Origin of the sequence: Polynucleobacter sp. Adler-ghost, assembly GCF_018688495.1 — a bacterium.
Taxonomy (GTDB): Bacteria; Pseudomonadota; Gammaproteobacteria; order Burkholderiales; family Burkholderiaceae; genus Polynucleobacter.
The window spans coordinates 1,654,659-1,669,533 of sequence record NZ_CP061320.1; the positions used below are offsets into that span (position 1 = coordinate 1,654,659).

The following is a 14,875-nucleotide window of genomic DNA, read 5'->3' on the forward strand; positions in this document are numbered from 1 at the left end:
AAAATTCTGCTTGTTTTTGTCATTATGCCCCGAGCCCAAGGATCTAGAGCGGAATGAATTGATTCGAATTATTTCAGGATAAGATGGGGGTTTTCAAGAGCCATTAGGACAATAATGAATTCAGCTGCCAACAAAGTAGCCCTGGTCACAGGGGCCGGAACGGGTATCGGAAAAGCTTCAGCAAAAGCACTGTTGCAAGGTGGATTTAGAGTCGTTCTAACCGGTAGAAATCTGGAGAAGCTCAATTTAGCCATTCACGATATTGGTGGGAATAGCCAAAACTGCCTCGCAGTGAGCTGTGATGTTGGCAAACCAGAACAAGTAAAGAAGTTATTTTCAGCAATCCAAAAACAGTTTGGCCGCATAGACGTGCTCTTTAATAATGCCGGCATGGGAGCGCCTGCAATCCCGATGGAAGATCTGAGTTACGAACAGTGGATGAATGTCGTCAATACTAATCTCTGCGGAGCTTTCCTTTGCTCGCAAGAGGCCATCCGCATGATGAAGACTCAGTCTCCGCAAGGTGGCCGAATTATTAATAATGGCTCGATCTCTGCACATGCGCCCCGCCCGATGTCTGCTCCATATACCGCCACTAAACATGCTATGACTGGATTAACTAAATCGATTGCATTGGATGGTCGTCCATTTAATATTACCTGCGGTCAGATCGATATAGGTAATGCCGGCACTGAAATGACAATCCCTATGGCTGCTGGCATTTTGCAGCCAGATGGCTCAAAAAAGGTTGAGCCACTCATGGATGTAGATCATGTTGGGCAAGCCGTTCTGCAGATGGCTCAACTGCCTTTAGAAAGCAATATTCTCTCGATGACCATCATGGCAAGCAATATGCCATTTGTTGGTCGGGGCTAATTAAGGCCTAATCTGTCCGATGATAAGACGAGCATTAGTCGTGCCCACCTTGATCGTTTGCGGTGTAGATATCAAATCACCGGCTTCTGGCATTGCCATTCCTGTTTTTGAAATGCGCACCTCAACTGATACTTCAGGTATTTGAGAAATCAATGCATTGGGACTCATTGCCAAAGCATCATTCAAAATAAAGCTGATTGGGAATGCAGTAACCGGAGTTTTGAGAACGGCGACTGGCATACGCTCACCAGGCTTACGGGCGATCACCATCAATACATCACCTGCTTTAATTTTAGACTTCAGTTCTGGTGCAATATCTACCTGCCCGCTTACGCCTTGATTACTGATTGCTGGCGCGCTAGCTGACGCAAGGCCACCCTTGCTACGTGCCTCCGCAATAGAAGCAGCGATCGCGCGCGCCTCATCAGACTCACCGGGCAATTGCTTTGCTAACTTCTCCCAGGACTGCACTGCAGCTTTATAGTTCTGCACATTAAAAGCGGCAGTTCCAGAAAGCCAAAGAGCTAACAAATTATTCGGGTCCTGGGCTAGCGCCTTATTAATGAGTTGCTGTGGCTTACCAGCAAAATTACCATTTGCATTAGCCGCCAATACATCAGCATAGTCAGCCAATAATTGCGGGTCCGAATCAATAAAAGAGCCTGCACGAGCATAGGCATTTGCAGCCTCAGTATTACGACCCAAAATCCGATAGGAGCGAGCTAGCATAGCCCAACCCTTGAGATTGTCAGGCTCTTTATCCATCTTAGCGGCAAACTCGTCAACCATCTTTTCAACCGACTCTTGAGTCATCGGCCTCTCAGTGCTCTTCTGGGCAATCTGAGCAGCATCACCAAGGTAGAAATAGAAACCCGCTGAAAGTATTACTACAAAAAGACAAATTCCTATGATGGTTTTCTTAGGAGAGCCTAGTACCGCGAAATCATCCGCTTCATCCGTATCCTGAAAAAGCCGCTGACGCATTTCTGCATGAGTCTGCTCATAGCTATAGCTATCCACAGTACCAGCCAAACGATCAGCCTCGAGCTTATCAAGCTCTTCCCGATAGATGGCTGCATTCATCTGACGACGTGAGGTTGCGGATTCTTTTGCGGGAAAAAATAATGGGCGCAAGAGCAGTACCAGGACCAGGATCAACAAAAGAAGAGCGGATATTACAAAACTAGTCATGTGTATTTTCTATTGAACGGGACTTAGCATCCTGAAGTAGTGCATCAATACGACGATTATCCGCATCAGATAGCGTGGTACTAGGCACAACCTGATTTCTACGACGCAGATACACCATTAAACCAATAATTCCGGCGAGCAAGATGACAAAAGGGCCTATCCATAGGAGCCAGGTGATCGGCTTTACAGGCGGGCGATATAAAACGAAGTCGCCATAACGCTCCACCATAAAATTCCGAATTTGCTCATCCGTCTTACCCTCATTGATCAGAATACGAATTTCTCGGCGTAAGTCATTTGCTAAATCAGAGCGTGAGCCGGCAAGGGATTCATTCTGACAAACTAAGCAGCGCATTTCTTCTGAAATCACAATCAGACGCTGCTCGGTGACCGGGTCATCAGCTAACGGGACTGCATCCTTAGCGGTTGCACCGATAGAACACAACACGGTAAAAGTGAGCAAGAGGGATTGAAGCGTCTTTCTCAACATTATTTGAGCTCATCTAATAAAGGAATGATCTTCTTACGAAGTAATTCCATCGTGATCGGTCCAATATGTTTAAACCGAATAACGCCAGCTTTGTCAATTACGTAGGTCTCTGGAACGCCATAGACACCATAATCAATGCCTACTCGGCCATTGGCATCAAAAGCTGATAATAGATACGGATTACCTTGACGAGCAAGCATGGCCATTGCGTCGTCACGTTTATCTTTGTAATCCAATCCAATAATTGGTGCCACTTGCAATTTACCCAGCTCAACCAGAACGGGGTGCTCCTCACGGCAAGCAACACACCAAGAAGCCCAGACATTCAAAATCCAAGGCTTGCCTTTCATACTCTCTGGTGAAAAGGTTTTTTGAGGATCTGCTAGCTGAGGCAATTCAAAGGCAGGCGCCTGCTTACCAATCAGTGGCGAGGGTATTTCCTGTGGGTCACGATTTAAGCCTACCGCTAAAAATCCAACCAAAATGACAAATAAAATCAGTGGAATTAAAAACTTGGCTTTCATGCCGCCGCCTTCTTCAACTTCATGCGATAGCGCTTATCGGACATAGCCAGCAAACCACCTAGAGCCATCAATACACAACCACCCCAAATCCAATCAACAAAAGGCTTGTAATAAACTCGGACCGCCCATGCTTTGTCCTCTAACTCTTCACCCAATGAAACATAGATATCCCGAGTGAGTCCTGCATCAATTGCTGCTTCGGTCATGGGCATCGTTGATGAAAAATAACTGCGCTTTTCTGGGTACATCGTTGCCTCTAGCTTCCCATTGCGAGTTAATAAGAAAGTACCTTGCATCGCTTTATAGTTCGGGCCAGGAACAGGGCTAACACCCTGCAACTGAATATCATAGCCACCGACACCTACGCTTTCACCGGCGAGCATACGCACATCTTTTTCCTCTTGATAGGCGCCCACCATAGTGACGCCAATCGTAAAGACTGCTATCCCTAAATGCGCTACCTGCATACCAATAAATGAACGCGTTGGTTTACCTGCTTTCGCTTGGCGAATAATTTGTAGTACGCCAGATGAAATCACCCAGAAAGCCAATAAGAAACCAAGACTGCTGAGCCAAGTAAATTGACCCATGGCAAATGGAATTAAAGCCGCCGCAATCACTGCAACCAGGGCTGCAATCCATAAGCGCTTGATGACATCCAAGAGATTCGAGTTCTTCCAGCTTGTCCAGGGTCCAATTCCCATCAGCACTAACAAGGGGATCATGATGGGCACGAAAACGCTATTGAAATATGGAGGCCCTACTGAGATCTTCCCTAAATGAAGAGCATCAATCAGTAAAGGGTAAAGAGTGCCCAAGAGTACTGATGCAGCAGACACCACCAAGAAAACGTTGCCAAGCAAGATGAAGGTCTCACGTGATGTTAAGCTGAACTTACCACCAAGGGTACTCTTGGGAGCACGCCAAGCGTAAAGTGCCAAGGAGGAACCCACCACCAGCACCAAGAAAATCAAGATAAAGACGCCGCGTGTAGGGTCAGTAGCAAATGCATGCACTGAAGTCAGCACTCCAGACCGAACTAAGAAGGTTCCCAAAAGCGATAGTGAGAAAGCGGTAATCGCTAACAACACTGTCCAACTCTTAAAACCGCCGCGCTTCTCAGTGACTGCAAGCGAGTGGAGCAAAGCAGTGCCAACTAGCCAAGGGATGAATGATGCATTCTCCACAGGATCCCAGAACCACCAGCCACCCCAACCTAATTCGTAATAAGCCCACCAAGAACCCAGTGCAATACCGAGCGTAAGAAATACCCAAGCAGCTGTTGTCCATGGACGCGACCAACGCGCCCAAGCAGCATCCAAACGCCCTGATAACAAAGATGCAATCGCAAATGCAAATGCTACTGAGAAGCCAACATATCCCATGTACAACATTGGAGGATGAAACACCAAGCCTGGATCTTGCAGAAGTGGATTAAGAGATCGTCCATCCTGAGCAGCTGGTAGCAGTCTCTCAAAAGGATTGGAGGTAGCGATCACGAACAATAGTAGGCCAGTAGTCACCAAACCTAATACACCAATCACACGCGCCACCATAAATTCATCTAGCGCCTTCGAAAGCTGAGCTACTAAAAAAGTCCAGGTTGATAGTAAGAAAACCCAGAGTAAAAGAGAGCCTTCATGACCACCCCATACCGCACCCAAGCGGTAAATGACGGGCATTTGTGAATTTGAATGCTCTGCTACATAAAGAACAGAAAAATCATTTGAGTAAAAGCTCCAGGCCAAAATCACAAATGCAATACCGAGCAATAGAAAAACAGTTTGCGCCGCTGGTCTTGCTAACAAAATCCATTCACGGCGACTTTGATGTGCACCGACCAATGGAAGTGTCCCTTGAATGATGGCGATACATAAGGCTAGTATTAGTGCGTAATGCCCAAATTCAGGAATCATTATTTATTTCCATTTTTTTGAGCCTGCTCTAGAGCATGCTTTGCCTCTGGAGGCATATAGTTTTCATCATGCTTAGCTAATACTTCACTCGCAACAAATTGTCCGCTTGGATCAAGGCGGCCTTGAATCACGGCGCCCTTACCCTCTTTAAATAAATCCGGAAGAATGCCAGTGTATGCCACCGGAATATCTTTCACCATATCGGTAATCACAAAGTTCACTGTTAAACCATCTCGCTTAACTGATCCATCCTTGACCATGCCGCCAATACGAAAGACTTGACCAGCCGGTGACTTACCAGCAGCTACTTCACTCGGGGTGACATAGAGGGCAATATTACTATTGAGGGCATTCAAAATTAATACTGCCGCGATGCAAATGGCAATCAGTGCGCCAACAATAATGGCAGCTCGCTTATGTCTTGGTTTCACTTGCCACCCTGTTGATCAAACTGTTCAGCCAAAACTTCACGTTGCAATCTACGTATGATTGCCTGATGGCGTGCACGAACAGTGAGGGGCTCTAATAAGAACACCACGGCACAGGCGCCAAAGCTACACCATACATATAGGGCATAGCCACCCATGGCAAAGAATTCAGCCGAACTATTCCACATTAATGCTTCACCTCATTTAATTGTCTAACCCAATCAGTATGAGCCTCACGCTCCAAAATGATGGTGCGCACACGCATTAACCCTACTGCAATTGAGTACATCCATAAGCATAAAGCCATCAACAACATACCCCAAAGCATAGTCTGAGCCATGGCTGGTGCTTTGGTTAGCGAAACGGAGGCGCCTTGATGCAAGGTATTCCACCATTTCACTGAAAAATAAATAATAGGTACATTCACCACACCAACTAAGGCCAAGATCGCGCCGGCTTTATCGGCACGGCGGACATTATCAATAGAGGCCTGCAAAGCGATAAAACCAAGATACAAAAAGAGTAGGATTAATTCTGAGGTTAGGCGGGCGTCCCATACCCACCAAGCACCCCACATAGGTTTGCCCCAAAATGCACCAGTCCACAGAGATAAGAAAGCCATCCAGGCACCGATCGGGGCCAAGGCCTGAGCCATCATGGCCGATAGGCGAGTATTCAATATCAGGCCTAATCCGGCCCATGTAGCCATCACCACATAGATAAACATTGACATCCAAGAGACCGGTACATGAACAAAAATAATGCGGTAACCCTGACCTTGCACTGCATCTACCGGTGCCACAAAGAAACTTACCCACAAGCCGGCAGATCCAAAAATAACGGTGAGGGCCCAGAACCAAGGAATCATTTTTCCGGCTAGTGGATAAAAGGCACTCGGACTCGAAAATTTGAACCAGCTCATTACGTGACTAGAAGATAAATTATTTACATTACTCATTCGATAGCAATCTTTACAGCGCTTGCACTGACCCAAGGTACAAATGCTAATGCCAAAATCAATAAAGCGCCCAACAGTGAAAAATGCCCCGTGATATCCAGCCCGACACTGCTGGCGTATACGGCGCCCGCCCCAAAGATTAGTACAGGAATATAGAGCGGCAAGATCAGGAGGCTCATCAATACGCTGCCACCCCTTACCCCAAGCGTGAGGGCCGCCCCAACCGAGCCTAGCAATGATAAAACAGGTGTTCCGAGTAATAAGGCTGCCATCAGCACCTTTAAAGACTGGGTATCTAAGTCAAACTGAATGCCGATCACCGGTGCTAACAAAACCAAGGGTAGCCCACACACCAGCCAATGGGCAACGATCTTGCCAAATACTAAGGCGGTAAATGAATTCGGGGACAAGACCAGTTGCTCTAGGGTGCCGTCTGCGTAATCAGCTGCAAACATCCGCTGCAAACCAAGTAAGGTCGAGAGTAAGGCCGCAACCCAAATCACACCAGGAGCAATCTTTCTCAATAAGGCAGTATCAGCACCAATTCCCAGCGGGAATAAACTTGTCACAATGACAAAGAAAAACAATGCAGTGAGAACCTCGCTCTTGCGACGCATTACCAACAATAGATCGCGATGGACGATAGCGGTAAAAGCGTTCATAGATCCAGTACTCGCAGACCAGAAATAGTCAAAGGCTGATGACTAGTCAGCACCACTAAACCATTGCCCTGAAGATGCTCGACGATCAAATCTTGCAACTCCCCGACGGCATGGGTGTCTAAGGCATTAAAGGGCTCATCCAAAATCCATACTTGCGCTCGTCGCGTTAGCATGCGCGCCATCAAAACTCGTTTTTTCTGCCCCGCCGATAAACAATGAATAGGCAGGTCTTCGCGCCCCTTCAGGCCAAATCGTCGTAAGCTAGCAAAAGCATCTTGCTCGGAAAGCGCAATACCATCGATAGCTGCATACATGCGCAAATTCTCAATAGCACTGAGGTCTTCTTTTAGTGCATCGCGATGACCTAAAAACAAAAGTTTGCTGCGATATTCCGAGGCTTGTTTTTGAATAGCATGGCCACACCAATACACCTCGCCAGACTCAGGAGAAGCCAAGCCAGTGAGTAAGCGCAAGAGGCTTGTTTTACCAACGCCATTCTCGCCACGAATATGGAGGCACTGCCCAGCAAATAACTGTAAATCCAGACCTGAAAACAGCGCTCTATCACCGCGCACGCAAGTGATTTTCCGAGCCTCGAGGGCTGCGGTTGCAGATGCTGGGAAGGAAGAATTGGTCGTTGTCATCGGAGGTAATGGCTTGAATCAAACCACCTCAGGCATTGTCCAAGACCCACTGGGGGCTGTCAAACTACCTAAAACAGTATTTAAAGAATAAATTTGTTTTAATTCAAGCGCTTAGACAATTATATGCGGAGTGAGGGGGGAGGCACCTCTCACTTGAATCATGATGCTATTCAGGCTTAATCCCGGCACTTTTAATGATCTTGCCCCAGCGGACTGATTCTTTCTTCTGAAATGACCCAAAAGCCTCGGGTGACATGGCGTAATACTTCGCCCCCTCTGACTCTAACTTTTTCTGAACTGCAGGCTGTTCCATAATTTTTCCCACTTCCACATTGAGCTTCTTCACAATGGCAGGCGGAGTGCCGGCAGGAGCAAATAAGCCAATCCAATTTTTGACATCGAATCCAGGCAGCGTCTCACTAATACTCGGCAGATCCGGCATAGAAGGATCTCTAGTGGCACCTGTTACCGCCAAGCCACGCAATTTATCGCTCTTTACATAAGGCAGAATTGTAGGCATCGTGGCAAACATTAATTGAGTTTGGCCACCAATTAAATCAGTAATTGCTAATGCATTTCCCTTGTAAGGGATATGTGTCATATCAACCTTTGCGGTGAGAACAAAAAGTTCTCCTGCCAAATGACTAGCGGTACCAATACCACCCGACCCATAGGATACTTTTCCTGGATTAGCCTTGATGTAGCTAATGAGCTCACTGACATTTTTTACTGGGACGCTAGGATTAACAGCTAACAAACCTTCAGCATCAAGCACAAAAGCTACCGGTACAAAATCCTTAAATGGATCATAGGGCATGCTCTTCACCAAGTAGGGGTTTACTGCATGCGTACCAATACTGCCCATAATTAAGGTGTAGCCATCTGCCGGAGATTTGGCCACGAAATCAGCCCCAATATTACCTCCGCCACCCGTTTTGTTTTCCACTACCACTGGCTGACCATAAGCCTCGCTTAATCCCTGAGCAATGATTCGTGAAAAACCATCAGCGATACCACCGGTAGCAAATGGGGAGATGATTTTAATTTGATGATTTGGGTAAGTGGCCACTTGAGCCATCGCAGCATGATGAGTAAAGAAGCTTGAGCCCAAAATGAGAGTCAGGAGTAACTTTTGCATATTATTTTTCTGAGGATATTTAAGGGAGCGCTGCAACTGAAAGGCCTTGCACCTGATATTGACTAATGAGATCAGCAACCAAGCCAGATCTAATAAATTCTTCTACACAAGCATTCAAAAATTCAATCGACTCTAGGTGTGTTTTTTGTGTGGCAATCGCCTGCTGTATTCCAGTAAATTGCCCATCTAGAATTCTGGCGCCAGGAATATTTTGAGAAGCAGCCACTAGGCCAGTTTTTAAGCCTGCCAAAACATCTAATTTCTCGCTGACGAATAGCTCATTACTCGCTTGCACACTATCAGCATGGACTAGGCTGGCATGTTTGAGATTACGCTGTAGCCATAAGTCATAAGCACTTTTGTAAAAAGATGCAATCCTCACCCCTGGCTGATCCACCTGAGACAACTCATTTATGGGGGAGTTGGCGGGAACCAGGTAACTAGCCTCAAGCTCAACATAGGCAGGAGTAAAAGTAAGCTTCTGAGCACGAGCAGGATCGGAGCCCAATAAGGAGATGCCACATCTTCCACTGACGACGGCATCGACAACCTCATCTTGCGTATTAAAACCTATCAAACTTAACTCCACACCTAAACGCTTTGCAATAGCGCGGCAGATATCTGGTGAGATACCAGTGGGCTCTCCAGAAGATGATCGACCCGTAACCAATAAGAAGTTGCCTAAATACACCGCAGCAGATAGAACGCCATTAGGCGCGAGTTGCATTCTGACTTCAGGCGAAATAGAGTCCATAAAATTCCTATTGAACAGTGTGTTCCATTAATTAGAACTGAACTGTCTGCCCCTCAGTCATGGGAATAATCTTAATTGTGCTGCCCTTCATGGCCCCTTGGAATTCAGCCAAGGTTCCCTTCGCCAATGGATTGGAGTTGTAGTGCATTGGTATCACCATTTTTGGCTTTACCCAGGTTCGCAAAGCGAAGGCAGCATCGTCCGGCGCCATAGTGAAATTACCACCAATAGGGATCATTACCAAATCTGGCTTGTAGTGCTCGCCAATAAATTTCATATCGCCAAAAAGTCCTGTATCGCCCATGTGCCAAATTTTGAAGCCATTCTCAAGTTCAATGATGTAGCCCATCGCTTCACCTGCCGCATGAGACTCCATCTTTTCAGTTGCCGGATTCTTCCATACTAGTAAAGAGGAGTGCTCAGCCTGCACAGCCGTAACCTTGATACCAGGCAATGGTGTAACACGACCAGTTTTATTGAAGCGATGACCAAGATCGGCAGGCAATATTCCCAGAGTAATTAATGGGGTCACCATATCTGCAGGTCCATATAACTTAGTGTTATTCATTTTTGCAAGCGCAGGTGCATCGCCAATGTGGTCGACGTGAGCATGTGTTACCAATAACAAATCTATCGGGCCAATAGCAGACAGATCATTCTTATAAATAGCGGGAGCTTTCGGACCGCCAGTAATCCATGGATCGATCAAGATCGCCTTGCCGCTAGGACTTTTGATGCGAAATCCAGCCTGACCTAACCACAGAACCTCTGTTGCAGGCTGCGCACTAGATTTGCTAGGCGCTTGAGCTTGGGCAAGTAATGAGGAACCCATTAAGAATGCAGCAGCCATTCCCATTAAAAAAGTGTCCAACACAATATATCTACGCATCACTGCCTCCGAGTTTTTATCTTCTCAAACTATAGCGGAGAAAGCGGAACTTGGCTTTTATATCGCGCTGCATCAATTTATAGAGATTGTATTTCTCCAAAAAAACTAACCATTGCTACGGAATGTCAATAAAAAAACCCCGCCGAAGCGGGGCTCTCATAATTCAATATTTGTTTACGGCGTAATTACGATCGCACCTGAAACTTTTCTACCTTCTGCAGCTTTATGAGCATCAGCAGCTTGCTCGAGCTTGAACTTCGCGCCGATCTGTACCTTCACGCGACCTTGTGCAATCGCATCAAATACTGCACGAGCATTTTCTTGAAGTAATTCCGGTGTTGCGTTGTGCGGGAATACAGAAGGTCTGGTTAGGAAAAGGCAACCCTTCTTATTTAGAATCTCAGGTTGAATCTCTGGAGCAGGTCCAGAGGCGGCACCAAATAAAGCCACCGTGCCAAATGGTGCAGCACAATCGAGTGATCCCAAGAAAGTAGTCTTAGCAACCGAGTCATAAACTACATTTGCTTTACGACCGCCTGTTGCCTTCATAAACTCTTCAACCCAATTTGGTTTTGAATAGTCCACCACGGCATCGCAGCCTGCTTCTTTAGCTGCGGCAAACTTAGCTTCAGATCCTACTGTGCCCACTACAAAAGCACCTAAGGACTTTGCCCATCCTGATAGGATTTGGCCAACACCACCAGCGGCAGCGTGGACCAAAACGACATCCCCAGATTTCACCTTGTAGGTTTTTTGAACTAAGTATTGGGCAGTCATTGCCTTGAAAAACACAGCAGCAGCAATTTCATCGGATACATTGTCTGGCACTGCAACCAACTTATCCACTGCAACATTGCGCGCACTGGCATAAGCACCGATACCAGCATTCATGTACGTCACACGATCGCCTAGCTTGAATCGCGTAACACCTTCACCAAGCGCCTCAACTACACCGACCGCCTCATGGCCTAAACCTGTTGGTAGTTCCAAGGGGTAAACGCCAGAGCGCTGGTACACATCAATAAAGTTAAAACCAATCGCGGTTTGACGAAGTTGCACTTCCCCTTTGCCTGGAGTTGGAAGCTCTTTATCGATTAATTGAATCACATCGGCGCTACCGAGTTCTGAAAGACTAACAATTCGAGCAGTTGTCACAAGTCACCTTATTATTTTTATAAAAAAATTATCTTACTGCAAGCGAGGATGAGACAGCCTCATCCTCCTCAACGATAGCCCAAGTGCTATCCCCAAGCTTTTTGACTGCCATCGAATAAGTCCAGGCATCCGGAATGCCACAACTCCACTGATCAGGTCCATTTTGAATCAATACATTGCTGCCAATGCGGCTATCGAAGTAGAGATGGTAGGTTTTTCCATGGAGGGGATTAAAACTAAATTTGGCACTATGGACCATTTCTGTAGCATCTAAACGAGCCTGAAGAGAACGTGCTTGCTTCATTAATACTTCAGCTTGCTCCATGATGCGATCGTATTCAAGCTTTGCATTCTGGCGCGCGACATTGACTGCCTTGTCTTTTTCCTCTAAGACCTTAATCGGTGCAAATACGGGCGCACCCACTTCCATGGGATATTCAATGCCAGCATGCCGTGCTGGATCGGTATCTTCGATTCTCATGACTTTTTTAACCTACTGATTTATATAGTGAAAGTGTGACACAAATTCACAAAATGCGTTTTTTCCAGCTATAAATATGGTGAGCCCCTTACAAGGAGCTTAAATCCCCTAGAAGGCTTTTGGCATGGAGTGCGATTGCCTGCTGATCTGTATCGCTGATGCGGGATAAGTTCGCAGTCATCAGGCGGGTACGTGGGCTAGCCTCAAATTGGACGCGATGCTTAATGAGAAAGTTCCAATAGAGGTTGGTCATTGGGCAAGCACCCTCCCCAAACCGAATATCGGGCTTGTATTGGCAGGAGCCACAATAGTTGCTCATTCTCTTGATATAGGCGCCACTGGCAATATAAGGCTTGCTAGTAAAACGGCCACCACTCGCAAATAAGGCCATGCCCGCTGTATTGGGCAACTCTACCCACTCAATCGCATCAACATAGACTGCCAAATACCAGTCACAAACGTCTTTAGGTAAGATTTCTGCAAGCAATGCAAAGTTGCCGGTCACCATCAGGCGTTGAATATGGTGGGCATAACCATACTCTAGGGTTTGGCCTATCGCCTCTTGCATACACTTCATTTTTGTTTTGCCAGTCCAGTACCAAGCAGGCAATGGATTTTGGTGATCATAAAAATTATCTAAAGCCATTTGCGGCATATCAAGGTAGTACATGCCTCGCACAAATTCTCGCCAACCTAGGATTTGACGAATAAACCCCTCTACAGTCGCCAATTCCAAATCGTGTTTTTTCCAGGCAACCAAAACAGCATCAATGACTTCCCTGGGGTTGAGCAACTTTAAGTTCAGCGAACTCGACAGCAGCGAGTGCCAACCAAACGGTGTATCAGTCCACATCGCATCTTCATAAATACCAAATGTTGCTAAGCGGTGCTCAACAAATCCTGCTAGAGCTTGAAGCGCATGTTGACGGGTTACTGGCCACTGAAAATGCGCCAGCGATCCAGGATGATCTGGGTAGCGCTCCTCTACTTCAGCAAAAACTCTTTTGGTAATAGCGTCAGGTGCAAATAATTCTGGAGGTGGAATTAAGCCGGGACCCTTCTTTGGAAAGGGTTTGCGATTATCTCGATCGAAGTTCCACTGCCCGCCCTCAGGATTACCCTCTTGATCAATTAAGATCCCATGGGTTTTACGCATGAGTCTATAAAAGTATTCCAGTCGCAACTCTTTTTTATTGGCAACCCATTCCTTGAATTCTGTATGAGTGCAATAAAAATGAGTGTCTTGCCGCATCTCTAAAACAATGTTGAGCCCCAAGGCCAAAGCCTCAATCGATTGCTTTAGACGCCATTCCCCAGGCTCCACACAAACTAGATGCGTAAATTTCCCGCTACCAATCTTTTTACTGAGCTCTTCAACAATGGTCTTGGGCGAATGTTGGATATAGGTGAGAGTAAAACCCAAATCTTTTAGATGCTCAGCAAAATGACGCATTGCTGATAAAAATAAAGCAATCCGCGCTTTGTGAGACCAAACATGTTGCGCTTCATTGGCAGACTCCACCATCAGCACTTCATCCGACTTAGGGTTGATATCCTTTAAGGCAGCACTATTGATATCTAATTGATCGCCTAGGATTAGTATGAGCTTTTTCAAGCCGGCATTCCTTGCCGTAGCATAGATAAGAAAATTTGATAAGACATCAATTAGCGCTTATAAAAACTCAAAGTCACTTCACCCAAGTCAATTCCAAATTTGCTCATCTTGGCTTTATTGAGCATGACCTTAGGCGTTACCAAGTACATCCAATCATTAAATTGCACGTGATAAATTGTGCCGTCTACGGGCAAGGCTAAGGTGTAAGCCCAATTGAGCGCATTACCAGCCGATTCGCCCAGCGCATCCCCCACCACATCATCTGCCCTACCAATATATTTACCAGGAGCAGTTTCAGTCAAAGTCCAGATACGCTTTTGCTTCGTACCATCGGAATATTCAAAGCTTTCATCGAGAGTACCCACTTTCTTACCATCAACCACTTTCCACTGCGCTACCAACAGAACGGTAAATCGTTTTTTGACCTCACCACTACGATCAGTGAATATTCCATAAGCATCTATCGTGCCGTTGAAGTACTCACTTAAATCAAGATTGGGCTTCTCATTGGCGTACTGCGTTACCGAAGGTGATGAGCAGGCAAATAAACCTATGATTACTAAACCCAAGAATGTCCATTTTGCAGCGATAAAAGTTTTATGCATTTAGCATGCTCCTGAAATGAGTTGTGGTGGACAACCTTGCCCTAATAAGTCCACCCTGAGTTTGGGTGCACTCGTCTTTGAATCAAGCCAAATACCAAAAAAAGCTTTTGCAAAATCAGTACCCTGAATTTGGGATATTTTTTTGCCTTCATAAAAGAAACTGGTTCCCTGCTTCGGGGTATAAACGGCAGAAATAGTCTGACCAGGCTCCACATTAGGAAGAATGCTTGCTAGCTCCTTTCCCCAAGCTGATGCCTGAGAATCAGCTACACCTAAATTTTTCATCTCTTGTGCCGTACGGTTGGCAATTGCCTCGCCGGAGAAGGCTCTCTGGTATTGCAGCTCAAGAGCAAACTCTTGAGAATCCTTGGTTGCACCTCGATATAAATTGGCATCGTAAACATGAAATCCCCAAAAGTTCAGTCTACCCAAACCTTGTAATTGGACTTGACCCATCATGCTTTTAATATGTGGCGGTTCCTTAGCAAGGCTCATTGAAGTTAGCGTGCTAAGAGCTAAAGTAATCACTAATTTATCAACCAGTTTCAT

At 46.1% G+C, this 14,875-nt stretch carries 18 protein-coding genes; 1 reads left to right on the forward strand and 17 read right to left on the reverse strand.

What is annotated here, in order from left to right; translation table 11 throughout:
* The first annotated feature begins 114 nt into the window (after window positions 1-114).
* On the forward strand, window positions 115-876 hold the full coding sequence (locus ICV89_RS08630) for an SDR family oxidoreductase (RefSeq protein WP_215308207.1): 762 nt from the start codon (window positions 115-117) through the stop codon (window positions 874-876).
* Here the strand turns inward: ICV89_RS08630 and ccmI are convergent, their stop codons facing one another.
* The 17 genes from ccmI to ICV89_RS08715 form a co-directional block, all read right to left on the reverse strand.
* Complete coding sequence (gene ccmI, locus ICV89_RS08635) at window positions 877-2,067, reverse strand: c-type cytochrome biogenesis protein CcmI (protein WP_215308208.1); 1,191 nt, start codon at window positions 2,065-2,067, stop codon at window positions 877-879.
* Window positions 2,060-2,557, reverse strand: coding sequence for a cytochrome c-type biogenesis protein (locus ICV89_RS08640; protein WP_215308210.1), 498 nt, complete (start codon window positions 2,555-2,557; stop codon window positions 2,060-2,062). The genes ccmI and ICV89_RS08640 overlap by 8 nt, the downstream gene beginning before the upstream one ends.
* Complete coding sequence (locus tag ICV89_RS08645; RefSeq protein ID WP_215308212.1) at window positions 2,557-3,081, reverse strand: DsbE family thiol:disulfide interchange protein; 525 nt, start codon at window positions 3,079-3,081, stop codon at window positions 2,557-2,559. The genes ICV89_RS08640 and ICV89_RS08645 overlap by 1 nt, the downstream gene beginning before the upstream one ends.
* On the reverse strand, window positions 3,078-4,997 hold the full coding sequence (locus ICV89_RS08650) for a heme lyase CcmF/NrfE family subunit (RefSeq protein ID WP_215308214.1): 1,920 nt from the start codon (window positions 4,995-4,997) through the stop codon (window positions 3,078-3,080). The genes ICV89_RS08645 and ICV89_RS08650 overlap by 4 nt, the downstream gene beginning before the upstream one ends.
* On the reverse strand, window positions 4,997-5,428 hold the full coding sequence (ccmE, locus tag ICV89_RS08655; protein ID WP_215308216.1) for a cytochrome c maturation protein CcmE: 432 nt from the start codon (window positions 5,426-5,428) through the stop codon (window positions 4,997-4,999). The genes ICV89_RS08650 and ccmE overlap by 1 nt, the downstream gene beginning before the upstream one ends.
* Window positions 5,425-5,613: a heme exporter protein CcmD gene (ccmD, locus tag ICV89_RS08660; protein WP_215308218.1), complete on the reverse strand. Its 189-nt coding sequence runs from the start codon at window positions 5,611-5,613 to the stop codon at window positions 5,425-5,427. The genes ccmE and ccmD overlap by 4 nt, the downstream gene beginning before the upstream one ends.
* Complete coding sequence (ccmC, locus tag ICV89_RS08665) at window positions 5,613-6,383, reverse strand: heme ABC transporter permease CcmC (RefSeq protein ID WP_215308219.1); 771 nt, start codon at window positions 6,381-6,383, stop codon at window positions 5,613-5,615. The genes ccmD and ccmC overlap by 1 nt, the downstream gene beginning before the upstream one ends.
* Window positions 6,380-7,045 (reverse strand): heme exporter protein CcmB, encoded by a 666-nt coding sequence (gene ccmB, locus ICV89_RS08670; RefSeq protein WP_215308221.1) that lies wholly within the window; start codon window positions 7,043-7,045, stop codon window positions 6,380-6,382. Before ccmB ends, ccmC begins: the two co-directional genes overlap by 4 nt.
* Window positions 7,042-7,689: a cytochrome c biogenesis heme-transporting ATPase CcmA gene (ccmA, locus tag ICV89_RS08675; protein ID WP_215308223.1), complete on the reverse strand. Its 648-nt coding sequence runs from the start codon at window positions 7,687-7,689 to the stop codon at window positions 7,042-7,044. The genes ccmB and ccmA overlap by 4 nt, the downstream gene beginning before the upstream one ends.
* Window positions 7,690-7,855: 166 nt before the next feature.
* Window positions 7,856-8,827, reverse strand: coding sequence for a tripartite tricarboxylate transporter substrate binding protein (locus ICV89_RS08680; protein WP_215308226.1), 972 nt, complete (start codon window positions 8,825-8,827; stop codon window positions 7,856-7,858).
* A 19-nt stretch (window positions 8,828-8,846) separates the two neighbouring features.
* The gene (locus ICV89_RS08685) at window positions 8,847-9,581 is read right to left on the reverse strand and encodes a transporter substrate-binding domain-containing protein (RefSeq protein ID WP_215308229.1); all 735 of its coding nucleotides are present in this window, start codon (window positions 9,579-9,581) and stop codon (window positions 8,847-8,849) included.
* Window positions 9,582-9,612: 31 nt separating this feature from the next.
* A complete protein-coding gene (locus ICV89_RS08690; RefSeq protein ID WP_215308231.1) occupies window positions 9,613-10,470 on the reverse strand; it encodes a metal-dependent hydrolase in 858 nt (285 codons plus the stop codon).
* A gap of 174 nt (window positions 10,471-10,644) precedes the next feature.
* The gene (locus ICV89_RS08695; protein WP_215308233.1) at window positions 10,645-11,625 is read right to left on the reverse strand and encodes a quinone oxidoreductase; all 981 of its coding nucleotides are present in this window, start codon (window positions 11,623-11,625) and stop codon (window positions 10,645-10,647) included.
* Window positions 11,626-11,653: 28 nt separating this feature from the next.
* A complete protein-coding gene (locus ICV89_RS08700; RefSeq protein WP_215308235.1) occupies window positions 11,654-12,106 on the reverse strand; it encodes a DUF2452 domain-containing protein in 453 nt (150 codons plus the stop codon).
* Window positions 12,107-12,194: 88 nt separating this feature from the next.
* Window positions 12,195-13,721 carry a cryptochrome/photolyase family protein gene (locus tag ICV89_RS08705; protein ID WP_215308237.1) on the reverse strand — a complete coding sequence of 509 codons (1,527 nt, stop codon included), beginning with the start codon at window positions 13,719-13,721 and terminating at the stop codon, window positions 12,195-12,197.
* Between the two features lie 50 nt (window positions 13,722-13,771).
* Window positions 13,772-14,326 carry a DUF3833 domain-containing protein gene (locus ICV89_RS08710; protein WP_215308238.1) on the reverse strand — a complete coding sequence of 185 codons (555 nt, stop codon included), beginning with the start codon at window positions 14,324-14,326 and terminating at the stop codon, window positions 13,772-13,774.
* The gene (locus ICV89_RS08715) at window positions 14,327-14,875 is read right to left on the reverse strand and encodes a chalcone isomerase family protein (RefSeq protein WP_215308241.1); all 549 of its coding nucleotides are present in this window, start codon (window positions 14,873-14,875) and stop codon (window positions 14,327-14,329) included.